The organism is Pseudocitrobacter corydidari (assembly GCF_021172065.1).
Lineage (GTDB): Bacteria > Pseudomonadota > Gammaproteobacteria > Enterobacterales > Enterobacteriaceae > Pseudocitrobacter > Pseudocitrobacter corydidari.
In genome coordinates, this window is the sequence record NZ_CP087880.1 from 2840872 (window position 1) to 2856289 (window position 15418).

The following is a 15418-nucleotide window of genomic DNA, read 5'->3' on the forward strand; positions in this document are numbered from 1 at the left end:
CCCCGGCTGGGGTTGGGTCAGTGCATCGCAAGGCGATTAACAGCAATTGCTGTTAACCCTTTCAGGGTTTTAGTAATGCAGGCGTGGTGATCGGCGTTGGGGCGCTGCCTGCTTGCGTGAAATAGTCTTCCGGTACTCAATGAACAACGGATCGTCACTAACAGGCATTCGGGATGCCATTTCCTGATCGCTCACTCCGTCACGTTGAAGAAACGCGATCACAGAAAATAGAGGTAACTGGAGGTCAGCACAGATTTTTCCGAGCATTGCACCCGAGTCGAAATATTGGCGTACAGTTCGCTTAGTTGCGTACTGACTGGTGTATTTCACCTTTCGAAACTTGGGATTCCATGTCTTAGCCAGTTCAGCTACAAACTCAGGATCAAGACGTAATAACAAGGCAACTTTGCCGGGGGTCATGCCATGCACAAGGAGTGCCTTAGCGGTTTTAACAATATCCTCATCACGGCGGCGCTTTTTAAAAAGACGCTCTAAATCTGGTTTTTTCTGGTCAGCCAGAGAGTGGCTGTTGCCAGTTACGTTCTCACACAATTATTCCTCCAAATGTTAAAATGGGGCTTCGCTCCAGCCTTGGGCTGTCTGGGGTGGCTCATAGTAAGTGCCTTGCCCCATGTACCCCGCATACTCCTGATAATTCTCCTCAGGCTCTTCATCATCTGGGGCTACAGATTTAAAACTGGCTTTCTGGCGAGGGAATTCAACAACATTCTCACCGGCTGGCCCACTCAGTAATGAATCATCACCACCGGGTAAATCAGCATCGACAGGAACATCCACAGGAGGTAAAGATCCGGTTTGTTCAACAACAGGCGCGGCAGATTCCACCACGAAAGATTCCATAACAGGTTTTTGCTCATTCTTACCGCTCTCCTCGGTTTCCACTTTTCTATTACTCACCTGCGTGGAATTATGATCGTCAAGAAAAACCATCAACGATGGATCGAGTTCGACCGGAGAAATTTTGTGTGTTCTCCCTTGCTCTTCCTCAAAAGTGATCATTCCCGCTTCACGAAGCTTGTTCCTGAAATTACGAACGGCTTCGGGCTTGCAGCCGCAACGTTTACCAATCATGCCAACAGACTCGTAATAAGTTCTGCCTGTTTTGTCATAGCTGTAAACCAGAGATAGCAAAATTTTCATGTTGCCATTAATGGTCAGGCCGTTGTACTCGGTAAGGTCGAGAATGCTGTATTCAAGTTTTACAAAATCCTTACTGTCCCGGTTCTGTTTGCTCATTCTGTTCTCCGTAAAGTGTCGCCTTGCTGGCTAATGCTGGTTTGATGTCTGGTGTGTTGTCGAAAATGTTCGCGGCAGTCTCCAAGATTTCATTACAGAGCCGTGCCAGGGGCTTATCCTGCCTGTTAGCTTCAGTCAGTAGAGCTTGATAAATGTGCTGCTGGAATTTGATGTGCATTCAAGTGTCCTCCTCGTTCTGGGTACAAAAGAAACCTCTCCAGTGGTAACCAAGAAGGCGAACCGGATCAGGTTTTGTTCAGTGTTGTTAGGCTGCGGTTGCTGTTGGGAATTCGCCAGCCAGTGGATAACCGTAGGCTTCAAGTTCTTCTGCACCGCTGACAGCCACAAGCAGCATAATGATCTGCTCATGAGTCAGTGCAAGATTGAATTTGTTCAGATAAAGCTGGCGATGACCTTCCAGGATTGGGCGAAGTATCTCGGTCAACGGCATTCCGGCAGCGCGTTGATTACTCAGCGGCTTAAGGATGGTTTTAAACGCTCGCGCCTGCTTTGCCTTTTTGCGCTCCTGCTTCAGGATATGCAGGCAGACGGCAATCTGAGGAAGTCGAGCATGCACAGCGTCTGCCCCGCCGTTTCTACTAATGAAGGCCCACAAGGCTGATTTGGTGTATTTGCCGTTCAGGATGAGATCAGCGATCTGCTCGCCTGTCATAGTGGTCAGGTCGAGACGTTGGGATTTTGGTTTATTCATTGGGTTCTCCGTTTCTGTTAAAAGAATTATTAGCGGAGGTCTTTTGTACCCATTTTGTATTGCCGTGAGATTGACAAGGGATGTCGTGATGACGGCAAAATTATTCGAGGATTCGTAGGTAAATCATCACCCTACTAAGATCTATTGTATCAGATCACTTTGTAAATAGCAATCATTATCATTTATGTTTTTATAATATATAATAACCATCATCACATTATCATCCAAATAAATCTTTGCCAATAGGGCTAAGTCGCTCTGTATCGCTTCATGCGGGGACTTGTCACCATAGGAGTACATACGTATCACCACCACCGTTTAAACGCCGTAGAGAGGCGTTGAGGAGGTCTGTTAGTTAACCCGCCCCGCCCCGGAGTGAACCGGACAGATGCAAAGCAGTCCTCTACGCCGTGCTCCGATCCACATATGGCGAACAAGTTCGCAGCTTCCACACAGAGTGAGAGCGTAGCCTGTCGGGTTACCCGAGTCACAGAGCGGAGCGATGTGTTAACGAGGGTTAGAAGGTCACGAGATGGCGTGGCTGTTTCACGTCAGCGAAGGTGAGCTTCTTACCACAAACATATCTGAAGTGGCTGACCAGCCATTGTTGAGCGGAGCGATGCAGAAGCATCACTATTAAAACTAACAGAATGACCAACCGTCATTCCGTGCTCTCGACCTGGAGGTACTTTTCTTATCAGTTCTTTTATGGAGATTGTTATTTATTATTATTGTGCTCGAAAATCGACTACCCCCTACTCGAAAATCGTGCAGGTAGGTGCTCGAAAATCGAGGGGGTGGGTACACGAAAATCGTGCAGGTATCACCGGGTGAGAATTTTCCAAGTCATCCACGCGACCAACGCACTGATGAAAACTTCTGGTTTGATCATGCTTCAATGGCACAATCAACGGCAACACCTGAGGCGGTCCAGACACCTGATCCGCTCCGAGAATTGATCATCTCCCTCCCCCGCTTTCATCTGAAAGTACCGACCATTCTCCGCGCTGGCTGAAGATTGGCAACCCTATACTAGTTTTCTGTGAAAATTTGGTGGATGATCTTTATCATTGGCTATCCTGCGAACAAAGTAGATTAAATGCACCTCAAATAGCCTGTAATCCGTAGTTAATCATGCCAAAGTGGTCACTAAACGTACAAATAACAAGTCTGTACCTATGGGCGTTATGGTGTGGTGCATGCAGTGAAGCCAGTAATGGCACGGCCTAGGCAGATTTGCCAGTCGTGGTGTGGCTAAACACAATCACCGATCCGCCCTTCCATACCGAAAAAATTAATTTTCTTCGAAAAAACAACTGAAAACCTTCCACTCCTAGGCCTGTGAGAGCCTCTCAGCGTGGCGCTGTGCTATGGGTGTGTCAGTGGAAATAACGCCGTAGAGCAGCGCTGAGAGCGTATGCTGGGCTATTGATGTGGCTGTTTACATTGTTGTGGGAAATGGTACGAAACAGTGGCGGCCTGGCTCGGTGAATATCACCAGGTGATGGCTGACGTAGTGGACTGCTGGCAGGTATTAGAACTCACCTCTAACTTACACAATGCACATGTGTAATTTAGCAAACTATTGATTCTTAAGGATTGTGTTGTGAATGAACACTCCAAGGGTCGTCTTATGCAGAATTTATGCAGAATCAGGCAAGGATTATTCACTGGCAGAGCCAGCATGTGTGGTGTGCAGAGGACTGCCCTTAGATATTTCAAAAAGATGTTTCATTTTTATTGAACCACCGGAGAGACGGCCTAGCAAATCCCCAAGTGAGACCGGATATTTTCCGACACTAATATCTGAAGAGTGGCCCCCACTTTCGTTTCCCACAGCGCCGGAGTGGGTGTAGTAACATATAAAAAATCCTTTACAATGATCATGTTATGATCAATATTTGCATCCTAACTTACATATTGAACATCGGAGAGGGACGTAATGAAGAAGGTCGAACCAGTCAGAGACAAAGAGAAGATCGCAGAGGTTGAAAGACTACTGCGTCAGAATAACAGCAACGCTATCTACGGTGATTTGTGGGTGTTCCTGAATCAGACTGCGGCGCGTATTGGTGACGCTCTCAAGTTGCGTTATACCGACTTTAAACACATCGAAGGAAACGTGTTGAACCTGAAGGAACAGAAGACAGGGAAAATCCGCTCGATCATGCTGACTGCCAAAGCGCTTGAACTGGTAGCACAACGCCGTGCTGATAATCCTGGTCATGAATACCTGTTCGAAGTGGACAGCAACCGGGCCAAAGGAAAACCGATCAGCCGGGTGACGGTCTCAGCCAAATTCAAAGAAGCCGGGGATATGCTCAATTTGCACATTGCGGCGCACAGTCCACGCAAGAACCTTGGCTATCACGCCATAAAACGTGGGGTAAGTCTGCCGACGCTCACGAAGCTGTACGGGCATTCATCGCAGGCGGTCACGCTGGCGTATTGTGGGATCATGGATAAGGATGTTGAAGACGTATTCCAGGCAATCGATTATTAACGACCGTTTACGGTTTTGCTTCGCAAATCGCAAGGCGACCATTGAGGGTGCAACTATGAAGAAAGTTTTACTATGTGTTGTGGCACTGCTGCCGTTGGCGGCTCAAGCAGGAAAAATCACCATGAGCAACCCCGACGAACAAGAGTTACAGGGCGGAAAACGGCTTTGTACTTACGAAAACAGCATTTACTTGTTCACGCTGGTGACGCATTCGCAGTCCTGCCCGTATTCGAAGACGTTCTCAACCTGGGACAACGAAAAGTAGCCAGTCAATAATATGACTGGCTGGACTATCTACAGAAAGTTAACCTTCTGCCTCTAACGGTTCATAATCGCGCCAAGACTCATCAGGCCATATAAAACATTCAGTGCTATCATCTAATAACACTAGGCCAGCACGACCTGCCTTTGCAAAAATGAACTTACCTTTAACATTTAAGGTATGTCCGTTATACATCCGATCCCCCTCAGGATCGTATTCGCCTGAGAGCGTACCAGTATCTGCAATTGACCATTCATCAACTGAAGTCCAGAGATTGCCACTGGTTTCAAGCTTATAATCCATGTCAGGGAGGTAGTCGAAGTAAGCGTTACTCTCATCCATCGCCCCTGATTCTCCTGCTTCTTGATATATTGCTTCTTCGAGCAGTTCCCGAACCTTATCATCATAAAAATCCTCTACGGACTCAAATACGGGTACAGGCATCCCTGACTTTAGTTCCAAGACACAAATGCGGAAAATTTCATTGGTGAGAAGAAACTTACTCGCTCTTTCTGTACCCATCGGTAGATTCAGCACCACAAATTCAGCATCAGAGAATTCATATTCTTGTGAGGCGTCTTTTCCTTCCTGGATGAGTGCCGCATGACTGGCATACCCTAAAAGAGCAGCAATCACCTCGTGAAGGTGAGAACGTTTCAACGTGGTATTACTGACTTCAGGATGTTGGGAAATGTTGTAGCAGATAGATTGGATAGCAGCATTCATGATAAACCACTCCGGCGTATCAGATCTCTTGGCAATCATTTAAGGTTTGGTATTGGACATTTTGTTACCCTCAACCATTTGCCAGATCCGACACTATGAAGAAGGTTTAAAATCAATGTGGGGGTACTGCTACCTTTTTTAAGCTGCCCAAAACTTAGGCGGGTGCCTAAGTTCACTATACCGCCTAAGAAATAAAATGCAATAGAAGCCATAAAGCCCCGTTAGTGGTACAAGCAACAAGCGGAGCGTAGCGACTTCATCAGGACAACCTAGTTGGTTTCGCTTTGCGAAAGTCACCAGTGACCAAATCAGATTGTCAGAGAGATCACACCTTATCAGGGTGCTCGTGTACCTTTCGGAGCGTGAGCGAAGCGCTGGCAGAGCCTGCATGTCGTGTGCAGGTACGTTTACCACTATTCACCTGTTTACGTGGCTCATACGGCCACACATCGGGCTTAAATGCGTGTGATCAATCTGTTTCGGGAGGATTTAGAGACGTTGGCAGCGTCGTCAGCTTCGAGTTGATAGCGGTTCGTGTGGACTGTTCACGCTTTGTACCTGTTCGAGCTTTACAACTACAGGCCGCTACGTGCTAACATCCCTTAATAGCCACTGTTAACCATAGCGGCAACTGTTGGTCATAGAATCCCTTAAAAAAAGGTTGTACCTTGAGAGCGAAAATCGTCTTAAGTTATTGTTTTTAAAGGATTTTGTTGTGTGAGTGCCGATAATAGGAGTCGAACCTACGACCTTCGCATTACGAATGCGCTGCTCTACCAACTGAGCTATATCGGCCCTGAAACAGGACGTGTTCACGAGTGCGAATCACGGTGGACAAGGTTAAAACTAACCGGGCGATGCGTCAATGGCCTTGAGAATCAAATGGCTACTTTTGCATCACCCGGCGTTAATTAGGCACGAATGGTATCGTCACCGAAGCCAACCCACTTATAGGTGGTCAGCGCTTCGAGGCCCATTGGGCCGCGCGCGTGCAGTTTTTGCGTGCTGACGGCCACTTCTGCGCCCAGGCCGAACTGACCGCCGTCGGTGAAGCGCGTGGAGGCGTTCACGTAGACTGCCGAGGAGTCGACCTCGTTGACGAAGCGGTTGGCGTTGCTCAGGGTGCGCGTCAGGATGGCGTCGGAGTGCTGAGTGCCATGCTCGCGGATGTGGGCGATGGCGTCGTCCAGGCCAGCCACTACCTTCACGTTAAGATCCAGCGACAGAAATTCGTTATCGAACTCTTCCGCTTTTACCGCCACTACCTGTGCCGGGCCCGCTTTTAACAGCGCCATAGCGTTGTCTGCCGCGTGTAGCGTCACACCGCTCTGCGCCATCTGCTTGCTCAGCGCGGGCAGAAAACGTTCCGCGATATTCTGATTCACCAGCAGCGTTTCCACCGTGTTACAGGTGCTCGGACGCTGGGTTTTAGCGTTAACGATGATTTTCAGCGCTGGTTCAATTTCAGCCGTGTCATCCACATAGATATGACACACGCCAATCCCGCCGGTGATCACCGGGATCGTCGATTGTTCGCGGCACAGTTTATGCAGACCCGCGCCGCCGCGTGGGATCAGCATATCGATGTATTTATCCATGCGCAGCATTTCGCTGACCAGCGCGCGATCCGGGTTGTCGATCGCCTGAACAGCGCCCGCCGGTAAGCCGCACTCCTGCAATGCTTTTTGGATGACCTTCACCGTGGCGGCGTTGGTGCGATGCGTCTCTTTTCCACCGCGCAGAATCGCCGCGTTGCCGGTTTTCAGGCACAGGCTGGCGACGTCAACGGTGACGTTCGGGCGCGCTTCATAAATCACGCCAATCACGCCGAGCGGGACGCGGCGACGCTCGATGCGCAGGCCGCTGTCGAGCAGCCCGCCGTCAATCACCTGCCCTACCGGATCGGCAAGCGTGCAAACCTGGCGCACATCGCTGGCGATGGCGGAGAGACGCGCCGGGGTAAGTGCCAGCCTGTCGAGCATCGCGTCGCTCAGGCCGTTGGCGCGCGCGTCAGCCAGATCCTGCTGGTTAGCGTCGAGGATCTCTGCGCTGTATGTTTCCATATAATCAGCAATTTTTTCCAGAGCCTGATTCTTTTCACGGCTCGATAGCTGCGCCAGCCTATAAGAAGCCTGTTTGGCAGCAATGCCCATTTGTTCGAGCATGGTGAACTCCTTAGCGGGTGATCATATCGTCACGATGGACGGCAACCGGGCCGTACTCATAGCCGAGAATAGCATCGATTTGCTGTGAGTGGTGTCCGGCAATAAGACGCAGCGCGTCGCTGTTGTAGCGGCTAACGCCGTGCGCGATATCCCGTCCTTCAAGACTGCGAATACGGATCACTTCACCACGAGAGAAGTTACCGGTCACGTTTTTAATGCCTTTTGGAAGTAATGAACTTCCGCGTTCCAGAATAGCGGAGGTTGCGCCTTCATCGACGGTAATTTCGCCTGCCGGCGGTGCGCCGAAGATCCAGCGTTTGCGGTTCTCCAGCGGCGTGTCCTGCGCGTGGAAGCGCGTACCGACGGAGACTTCCGCCATTACGTCGCCAATCACGCCCTGGCGACTGCCTGCGGCGATAATGGTTTCGATACCGGCGCGGCAGGCGACATCGGCGGCCTGCAATTTGGTGCCCATCCCGCCCGTGCCGAGGCCAGAGACGCTGTCGCCCGCGACGGCGCGCAGCGCATCATCGATGCCGTGCACGTCGGTAATCAGTTTGGCATCCGGATTGCTGCGCGGGTCGGCGGTGAAGAGGCCCTGTTGATCGGTCAGCAGCAGCAGTTTGTCGGCACCGGCCAGAATCGCCGCCAGCGCAGACAGGTTGTCGTTATCGCCGACTTTAATTTCAGCAGTGGCGACCGCATCGTTCTCGTTAATCACCGGTACGATATTGTTATCGAGCAGCGCGCGCAGGGTGTCACGCGCGTTAAGGAAGCGTTCCCGGTCTTCCATATCCGCGCGGGTGAGCAGCATCTGCCCGACGTGAATGCCGTAAATAGAGAACAGTTGTTCCCACAATTGAATGAGGCGGCTCTGGCCAACAGCGGCCAACAGTTGTTTTGAAGCGATAGTCGCGGGCAGTTCAGGGTAACCCAGATGCTCGCGCCCGGCGGCAATTGCCCCTGACGTTACAATGACAATTCGATGCCCGGCCGCGTGAAGCTGAGCACACTGGCGAACCAGTTCAACGATATGCGCGCGATTCAGGCGGCGCGATCCGCCCGTTAAAACACTGGTGCCCAGTTTGACCACCAGCGTCTGACTATCACTCATGATTCTCTGCCGTTAAAAGTGAAAAAATGAAACCAAACTCACGTTTTATCAGGAGTCAGCCCGCTTGCCAACAGGCAGCGCGGAAAGCGAGGGATTTTATTGCGCGCGATCAGTAAGCTTAACCGCACGTTTTGACGCTTTTATGACAAATCTAATTAACGGCACTTTTTTAATATAATTCTGACATTCCCCTGACATTGTCATAAATCTTTCATTGAGAAACGTTACAACCCTTCCTGTTTTTTCATCTGGATACATTTTTATAAATTTTGTCTTATTAAAAAATCAGGAAAGGAAAATGAAAAAAAGCACTCTGGCATTAATGATGATTAGCGCGTTAACCACCACTTCCGCAGTACAGGCGGCTGAGGTGTATAACAAGAATGGCAATAAACTGGATGTGTACGGCAAAGTAAAGGCCATGCATTATATCAGTGATTATGATAGCAAAGACGGTGACCAGACTTACGTGCGTTTCGGTATTAAAGGCGAAACGCAGATTAATGAAGATTTAACCGGCTATGGCCGCTGGGAATCTGAATTCTCCGGCAATAAAACCGAAAGCGATTCAACACAAAAAACACGTCTGGCCTTTGCCGGTCTGAAATTGAAGAATTTCGGTTCTTTCGATTATGGTCGTAACCTGGGCGCGCTGTATGACGTTGAAGCCTGGACCGATATGTTCCCGGAGTTCGGCGGTGACTCCTCCGCGCAAACCGATAACTTTATGACCAAACGCGCCAGTGGCCTGGCGACCTATCGCAATACCGATTTCTTCGGCGTGGTGGACGGTCTTGATTTAACCCTGCAATATCAGGGGAAAAACGAAAACCGCGATGTGAAGAAACAAAATGGCGACGGTTTTGGCACTTCACTTGCCTATGACTTTGGCGGCAGCGATTTCGCCATCAGCGGCGCATATACCTCTTCTGACCGTACGGCGGATCAGCAAAATGCAGCCCTTGCCCCGCGTGGTCAAGGTAATAAAGCGGAAGCCTGGGCTACAGGCTTGAAATATGACGCCAATAATATTTATCTGGCGACGTTCTATTCTGAAACCCGCAACATGACGCCAATTTCAGGTGGTTTTGCTAATAAAGCACAAAACTTTGAGGTCGTCGCACAGTATCAGTTCGATAACGGTTTCCGCCCATCGCTGGGCTATGTCTTATCTAAAGGCAAAGATATTGAGAACATCGGTAGCGAAGACCTGGTGAATTATATTGACGTGGGTGCGACCTATTACTTCAACAAGAATATGTCCGCGTTTGTTGATTACCGCATCAACCAGCTGAAAAGCGATAATAAACTCGGTATTAACGACGATGATATCGTCGCGCTGGGGATGACTTACCAGTTCTGATAAAAAGGCCCGCCTGGTAAGGTGGGCTCAAATTGCTGACAACGTGCGCTTTGTTATTGCCGGATGCGGCATAAATGCCTTATCCGGCATAATCTCATCGCGTTAAGCAGATAAACGCATCGGCTCGTCGTCAAAACCGTCTGCCGGTTCCAGCTTCAGGTCTAATGTTGCCAGTAACTCACGGGCGCGCTCGTGAAACCCGCGTAACGTTTGCTCTACGCGCTCATTAATTTCAGGATCGTTAATCGGCGTTGCCTGCCATTTGCCATCTTTATTGAACAGACCAAACTGGTAGCTGTAGGTGAAACGGTCTTCTTCCGCTTCCATTTCCATCCACCATCCCCAGAATTCTCGGCTTTCAGGCGCTGGCTTAACGTTCACACATACAGCAAGGCAATCGAAAAAGAAGCGGTTCTCTTCACACTGCTCCTCACGGATGTAAGGGCCTAACGCAGTGAGTTTTTTAATCAGTCTGCTCTTCGGGTGTCCACTTGGTAACGTCATTGCGATCTCCTTTGGTGATGCAACTGTTTTACCAAATCAATAAAATTTAGCAATCTATTAACTAAATCTATTATTGATCCACCCTGCAATTTCTTTCAGTGCTTTGTCGAAATTACGGTACACCGGGTTGAACGGCACGTTCAGAAGTTTACCCTCTGACGAGGAGGAAACGATAAGGCGTGACTCCTCTTCCGGGCTGAACGGATCGTTGTTCCAGTAGCCGGAGAGCATCGGTGTGGGGCAACGGCGGCCCAGTAAACCCTGCGTTTTCAGTGAGTAACGATTGAGTTCGATACGCAGCGCTTCATCGGAGGCGTCATGCATACCGAGACGCGAAGCCAGCACATCAAGATACATTTCCGGCACCCGGCCCTGACGCAGCGGGTCGTTCAACAGGCAGTGCACGATGGGGCCAAGGCAGGCCACGCCGCGCAGGCGCTGAGATTCGAGATACGCCAGGCGCACCGCCACGTTCGCGCCGAAGCGGAAACCAAACGCCGCAACGCGCGTGTGATCAACCCAGGGAATGTTCGGCAGTTCGCGCAGCACGTGCTGATGCAGATAGCTGGAGTCCTGGGTGAGTTTCCACTTCGATGAACCGCCAATCGACGGCATATCCAGGGTGAGCATGGCAATACCCAGCGGTGCGAAGTAGTGTTCATATAAGCTGTAGTAATCAATTTGCAGGCCGTCGAGCCCGCCGCACATCAGCACCGTCGGGAACGGGCCGTCGCCTTTTGGCATGTGCAGGAATGCGCTGACCGGCGATCCGCCCGGAATAGGAATTTCCAGCTCACGCATTTCACCCGGCAGACGTTTAGCCGCTTCGGCGTAAGCGCGATTCGCCAGCACCTGCGCCTGTTCAGCGAGATCGTCGCCTTTCAGATGCGGATAAGCCGCAATGCTGTAGAGATTGGACGCATGCAGCCAGTGGCGGCCGCTGAGCAGCGGGTCATCTTCCTGTGTCGCTTTTTGCTGCCACTGCATCGCCTGAGTTGACCACTCGTAGATCCAGTTGCCGCCGCGATAGCCGACCACCGTGTCGAGCATGCCTTCGTCGGTGCGCTCGGCCTGGCTCATCACGATACGCGCCTGCACATCCAGAATTTCCTGCGGCGAGATACCGCGCCAGATCCACATCAGACGGTTAATCATACGATACCAGTGCGGGACGGTTTTACCGTCAAGCGCAGACTGCACCGCAGGATCGCTCCCCGGGTTAAATCGACGCACCAGCGTGGAGGTTTCAGGGTGTTTGAAACGCGGTTTGAACAGGGTTTCGCTAAGATTCGCCTCTGACATCGCATGATCTCCATGAATACGAGCTTTAGACTATTGTAACGCGCCGGACAGCAAAAAAAACAACGCCCGGCATTGCCGGGCGCTGGAATCGCATTTATTGCGGGAATTAACGGCCAGCGATAGGCGGTACGAAGACCACGCCCATATCCCACGGCTGTTCAATCCAGGTATCCTGCGGGATATCAATCACATAATCGTCAACCAGCGGGCGACCAGCCGGTTTTGCGAAGATAGTGACGAAGTGAGCTTTAGGATACATTTCGCGGATAGCCACTGCGGTGCCGCCGGTATCAACCAGATCGTCGATCACGATAAAGCCTTCACCGTCGCCTTCAGCGCGTTTCAGGACGGTCAGCTCACGCTGGTTGTCGTGGTCGTAGCTGGAGATGCAAACGGTATCAACATGACGAATGCCCAGTTCACGTGCCAGCAAAGCGCCTGGTACCAGACCCCCACGGCTAACGGCAATGATGCCTTTCCACTGTTCAACAGGTAACAGACGGCTTGCCAGTTTGCGGGCGTGAATCTGCAACATGTCCCAGGTGACGACGTATTTTTCGCTCATGTGAAAATATCCCAGCCTGTGTTATACGGCTTAAAAAGTGTTCAAGGGGGAAATAGGTTGCGCGAGATTATAGAGATCTGACGCACTAAAAACCAGCCTTAAGGGCACTCTGCCCCTCTTTTTCCGTGGTTTGTTCTACCAGAGAAGACAGAAAGTGGTATTCTCGACCCTATCTCGCAAGCGCAGCTTGTGGTGTCTGTTTCGCTATTTATTACTCTAATTCCAGATGCATAACGCCGTAAGGAGACTCATCGTGTCGGAACTGTCTCAACTCTCCCCGCAACCGCTGTGGGATATTTTTGCCAAAATTTGTTCTATTCCTCACCCGTCTTATCACGAAGAGCAACTGGCTGAACACATCATCGGCTGGGCGAAAGAAAAAGGTTTCCATACGGAACGCGACGAAGTCGGTAACATTCTGATTCGTAAAGGCGCAACCGCCGGAATGGAAAACCGCAAACCGGTCGTTCTGCAGGCGCACCTCGATATGGTGCCGCAGAAAAATAACGATACCGTTCATGACTTCACCAAAGATCCTATCCAGCCGTATATCGATGGCGAGTGGGTAAAAGCACGCGGCACCACGCTGGGCGCCGACAACGGTATCGGTATGGCTTCCGCGCTGGCGGTACTGGCTGACGATAACGTTGAGCACGGCCCGCTGGAAGTGCTGCTGACCATGACCGAAGAAGCGGGCATGGACGGTGCGTTCGGCCTGAAAGCCAACTGGCTGCAGGCGGATATCCTGATTAACACCGACTCTGAAGAAGAGGGTGAAATCTATATGGGTTGCGCGGGCGGTATCGATTTTACGTCCAATCTGCACCTCGATCGCGAAGCCATTCCGGCGGGCTTCCAGAGCTTTAAGCTGACGCTGAAAGGCCTGAAAGGCGGCCACTCCGGTGGCGAAATCCACGTCGGCCTGGGCAACGCCAACAAACTGCTGGTACGTTTCCTGGCAGGGCACGCGGAAGAGCTGGATCTACGACTGGTAGACTTCAACGGCGGTACGCTGCGTAACGCCATTCCGCGTGAAGCGTTCTCTACCGTTGCTGTGGCGGCGGATAAAGTAGAATCGCTGAAGGCGCTGGTAGGCCAGTATCAGGATATCCTGAAAAACGAACTGGCTGAGAAAGAGAAGAACCTGACCGTGCTGCTGGAGTCCGTCAGCAATGATAAAGCCGCGCTGACCGCACAGTCTCGCGATGCTTTCGTTCGCCTGCTGAACGCCACGCCGAACGGGGTGATCCGCAACTCTGACGTGGCAAAAGGCGTGGTTGAAACCTCCCTGAACGTCGGCGTTGTGACCATGACTGACGACAACGTGGAAATCCACTGCCTGATTCGTTCGCTTATCGACACCGGTAAAGAGTACGTGGTCAGCATGCTGGATTCACTGGGTAAACTGGCTGGCGCGAAAACCGAAGCCAAAGGCAGCTACCCAGGCTGGCAGCCGGACGCAAACTCTCCGGTGATGCATCTGGTGCGTGAAACCTATCAGCGTCTGTTCAACAAGACGCCGAACATTCAGGTTATCCACGCAGGTCTGGAGTGCGGTCTGTTCAAAAAACCGTATCCGGAAATGGACATGGTCTCCATCGGGCCAACCATTACGGGCCCGCACTCCCCGGATGAGCAGGTTCATATCGAAAGCGTGGGCCACTACTGGACGCTGCTGACTGAACTGCTGAAAGCCATTCCGGCGAAGTAATATCCGTTAAGCCGGGCGGTTATCACTGCCCGGCTTTTTTATACCTCTCGCGCCATCAGGTAATTAATAAACCGCTCTCCCCTCGCCTCGACGTTTTGTTCGCGCACCAGCACAAATCCCTGACGTTCAAAGAACGGTTTTGCCGTAATGCTCGCCGCGACGGTCACTTTTCCCGGCAACATTTTCGCCAGCAATGCTCGTAACAGCGCCCCGGCAATCCCCTGCCGCGCGTAATCAGGCGAGACAAAAAGCAGGTCGATGTAATGCCCAACGGCGGTGATAAAACCGACAACCTTGCCGTCAACCTCTGCTACCAGCACCACGGAAGAGGCTAATTTCTGCCGCCACTGCGCATCATCCACCTGACCCCAGGCGGCGATTTGCGCGGGGGAATAGTGTTGGCTGGCGGTTTCGTGGACCGCGCGAAGGAAGATGTGACTCAGTTGCGGCAGTTCATGCTGCTGCCAGGAGCGAATGTTCATGATTTGTCGTTCTCTTTAAAAACGCATGCGGAATGCTTCTGCCATTTTGCCAATTTTCTGCATTTGATTATTATCACGCGCCTGCTGATGAGGCTGCGGTTTCAGAATGGCGATCAACAGCCACGCCTGTTCATCAAATGCGCCCTGACAATAGACCAGATGCGCTTCGTCATTCGTTCTGTTGAATTGCCGCAACTGCGGTGGGAAAGGCTTCTCTGCTGACGCCAGGTGAATGTGCGCTACGCGCTCTGATTTAACCAACGGCCAGGTGTACGGGCTGTCGTATGCAGCATCACGTCCAGAAATGTCAGGTAATATTCCATCTCGTTTATAGGAGATGAAATCCGCCGTTAGTGCCGCAAGTTCCTTCTCGGTAAGCTGAAGGCGAATCAGCTTCGTTTTGAACACCCGCATTCCTATTCCTTAAAGTCATTTAAATCATCATCCGTTACATCATTGAGGTAGCGTTCTGCACGGCGCGTCATTTCCTCTAACCTTGCGGCGCTGGGGCGAAACTGGGCGGTGACATTTTTTACGTCCTGATGCTCAGCGAGTAAATCCATTAACGCCTCAAATACGCTGGCGCTTAACAAATAGCCTGCGGGTTTGTTATTCGACAGAACCGCAACAGGTTGATCGATAAAGTATCTGGCCGGATTTTTTCGTAACTCCGTGATATTGACAGATTTTTCCGCAAGAATTCGATGCATACTATTACTCTCCATAAAATAATGCACTTTACAATGTACATT

Annotated in this window: 17 protein-coding genes and 1 tRNA gene; 4 read left to right on the plus strand and 14 right to left on the minus strand. The window is 51.0% G+C overall.

All coding sequences use genetic code 11. The features are described 5' to 3' along the window. Positions 1-69: 69 nt before the first annotated feature. From G163CM_RS13260 to G163CM_RS13275, 4 genes are all read right to left on the minus strand, one after another. Positions 70-552 (minus strand): hypothetical protein, encoded by a 483-nt coding sequence (locus tag G163CM_RS13260; RefSeq protein WP_231825294.1) that lies wholly within the window; start codon positions 550-552, stop codon positions 70-72. 15 nt (positions 553-567) lie between these two features. Beyond that, the gene (locus G163CM_RS13265) at positions 568-1257 is read right to left on the minus strand and encodes a hypothetical protein (protein WP_231825295.1); all 690 of its coding nucleotides are present in this window, start codon (positions 1255-1257) and stop codon (positions 568-570) included. Further along, positions 1232-1435 (minus strand): hypothetical protein, encoded by a 204-nt coding sequence (locus G163CM_RS13270; RefSeq protein ID WP_209417911.1) that lies wholly within the window; start codon positions 1433-1435, stop codon positions 1232-1234. The genes G163CM_RS13265 and G163CM_RS13270 overlap by 26 nt, the downstream gene beginning before the upstream one ends. A gap of 87 nt (positions 1436-1522) precedes the next feature. Further along, positions 1523-1969, minus strand: a complete 447-nt coding sequence (locus G163CM_RS13275) for a hypothetical protein (RefSeq protein ID WP_209417910.1) — start codon at positions 1967-1969, stop codon at positions 1523-1525. 1942 nt (positions 1970-3911) lie between these two features. Between G163CM_RS13275 and G163CM_RS13280 the strand changes: the two genes are divergently transcribed. After that, complete coding sequence (locus tag G163CM_RS13280) at positions 3912-4472, plus strand: tyrosine-type recombinase/integrase (protein ID WP_040077016.1); 561 nt, start codon at positions 3912-3914, stop codon at positions 4470-4472. 55 nt (positions 4473-4527) lie between these two features. Then, entirely contained in the window at positions 4528-4737 is a 210-nt protein-coding gene (locus tag G163CM_RS13285) for a hypothetical protein (RefSeq protein ID WP_040077018.1), read from the plus strand. A gap of 39 nt (positions 4738-4776) precedes the next feature. On the opposite strand, the gene G163CM_RS13290 is transcribed toward G163CM_RS13285, so the two are convergent. The 4 genes from G163CM_RS13290 to proB form a co-directional block, all read right to left on the minus strand. Next, positions 4777-5460: a hypothetical protein gene (locus tag G163CM_RS13290; protein WP_040078591.1), complete on the minus strand. Its 684-nt coding sequence runs from the start codon at positions 5458-5460 to the stop codon at positions 4777-4779. Positions 5461-6182: 722 nt separating this feature from the next. After that, positions 6183-6255 (minus strand) — tRNA-Thr (locus G163CM_RS13295). Between the two features lie 116 nt (positions 6256-6371). Further along, a complete protein-coding gene (gene proA / locus G163CM_RS13300) occupies positions 6372-7625 on the minus strand; it encodes a glutamate-5-semialdehyde dehydrogenase (protein ID WP_231825296.1) in 1254 nt (417 codons plus the stop codon). Between the two features lie 10 nt (positions 7626-7635). Further along, entirely contained in the window at positions 7636-8739 is a 1104-nt protein-coding gene (gene proB, locus G163CM_RS13305; RefSeq protein WP_107193098.1) for a glutamate 5-kinase, read from the minus strand. Positions 8740-9037: 298 nt separating this feature from the next. Here proB and phoE point away from each other — a divergent pair, with 298 nt between their 5' ends. Then, positions 9038-10102: a phosphoporin PhoE gene (gene phoE, locus G163CM_RS13310; protein WP_015965761.1), complete on the plus strand. Its 1065-nt coding sequence runs from the start codon at positions 9038-9040 to the stop codon at positions 10100-10102. A gap of 102 nt (positions 10103-10204) precedes the next feature. Here phoE and crl read toward each other — a convergent pair whose 3' ends face one another. From crl to gpt, 3 genes are all read right to left on the minus strand, one after another. Continuing rightward, positions 10205-10606 (minus strand): sigma factor-binding protein Crl, encoded by a 402-nt coding sequence (gene crl / locus G163CM_RS13315; protein WP_231825297.1) that lies wholly within the window; start codon positions 10604-10606, stop codon positions 10205-10207. 57 nt (positions 10607-10663) lie between these two features. Then, on the minus strand, positions 10664-11908 hold the full coding sequence (frsA, locus tag G163CM_RS13320) for an esterase FrsA (RefSeq protein ID WP_231825298.1): 1245 nt from the start codon (positions 11906-11908) through the stop codon (positions 10664-10666). 106 nt (positions 11909-12014) lie between these two features. After that, complete coding sequence (gene gpt / locus G163CM_RS13325; RefSeq protein ID WP_015965764.1) at positions 12015-12473, minus strand: xanthine phosphoribosyltransferase; 459 nt, start codon at positions 12471-12473, stop codon at positions 12015-12017. Positions 12474-12726: 253 nt separating this feature from the next. Between gpt and pepD the strand changes: the two genes are divergently transcribed. Then, a complete protein-coding gene (gene pepD, locus G163CM_RS13330) occupies positions 12727-14184 on the plus strand; it encodes a cytosol nonspecific dipeptidase (RefSeq protein WP_231825299.1) in 1458 nt (485 codons plus the stop codon). A gap of 38 nt (positions 14185-14222) precedes the next feature. Here pepD and G163CM_RS13335 read toward each other — a convergent pair whose 3' ends face one another. The 3 genes from G163CM_RS13335 to yafN are packed head-to-tail and all read right to left on the minus strand — an operon-like array spanning position 14223 to position 15376. Continuing rightward, entirely contained in the window at positions 14223-14666 is a 444-nt protein-coding gene (locus G163CM_RS13335; RefSeq protein ID WP_231825300.1) for a GNAT family N-acetyltransferase, read from the minus strand. Between the two features lie 15 nt (positions 14667-14681). Then, positions 14682-15080, minus strand: coding sequence for a type II toxin-antitoxin system YafO family toxin (locus G163CM_RS13340; protein ID WP_231825301.1), 399 nt, complete (start codon positions 15078-15080; stop codon positions 14682-14684). Between the two features lie 2 nt (positions 15081-15082). After that, positions 15083-15376: a type I toxin-antitoxin system antitoxin YafN gene (gene yafN, locus G163CM_RS13345; protein ID WP_015965767.1), complete on the minus strand. Its 294-nt coding sequence runs from the start codon at positions 15374-15376 to the stop codon at positions 15083-15085. Positions 15377-15418 lie beyond the last annotated feature (42 nt).

Coding starts and splice junctions, on each gene's coding strand:
- G163CM_RS13265 (WP_231825295.1), bottom strand. CDS start 1,257: ATGAGCAAACAGAACCGGGACAGTAAGGATTTTGTAAAACTTGAATAC.
- G163CM_RS13270 (WP_209417911.1), bottom strand. CDS start 1,435: ATGCACATCAAATTCCAGCAGCACATTTATCAAGCTCTACTGACTGAA.
- G163CM_RS13275 (WP_209417910.1), bottom strand. CDS start 1,969: ATGAATAAACCAAAATCCCAACGTCTCGACCTGACCACTATGACAGGC.
- G163CM_RS13280 (WP_040077016.1), top strand. CDS start 3,912: ATGAAGAAGGTCGAACCAGTCAGAGACAAAGAGAAGATCGCAGAGGTT.
- G163CM_RS13285 (WP_040077018.1), top strand. CDS start 4,528: ATGAAGAAAGTTTTACTATGTGTTGTGGCACTGCTGCCGTTGGCGGCT.
- G163CM_RS13290 (WP_040078591.1), bottom strand. CDS start 5,460: ATGAATGCTGCTATCCAATCTATCTGCTACAACATTTCCCAACATCCT.
- proA (WP_231825296.1), bottom strand. CDS start 7,625: ATGCTCGAACAAATGGGCATTGCTGCCAAACAGGCTTCTTATAGGCTG.
- proB (WP_107193098.1), bottom strand. CDS start 8,739: ATGAGTGATAGTCAGACGCTGGTGGTCAAACTGGGCACCAGTGTTTTA.
- phoE (WP_015965761.1), top strand. CDS start 9,038: ATGAAAAAAAGCACTCTGGCATTAATGATGATTAGCGCGTTAACCACC.
- crl (WP_231825297.1), bottom strand. CDS start 10,606: ATGACGTTACCAAGTGGACACCCGAAGAGCAGACTGATTAAAAAACTC.
- frsA (WP_231825298.1), bottom strand. CDS start 11,908: ATGTCAGAGGCGAATCTTAGCGAAACCCTGTTCAAACCGCGTTTCAAA.
- gpt (WP_015965764.1), bottom strand. CDS start 12,473: ATGAGCGAAAAATACGTCGTCACCTGGGACATGTTGCAGATTCACGCC.
- G163CM_RS13335 (WP_231825300.1), bottom strand. CDS start 14,666: ATGAACATTCGCTCCTGGCAGCAGCATGAACTGCCGCAACTGAGTCAC.
- G163CM_RS13340 (WP_231825301.1), bottom strand. CDS start 15,080: ATGCGGGTGTTCAAAACGAAGCTGATTCGCCTTCAGCTTACCGAGAAG.
- yafN (WP_015965767.1), bottom strand. CDS start 15,376: ATGCATCGAATTCTTGCGGAAAAATCTGTCAATATCACGGAGTTACGA.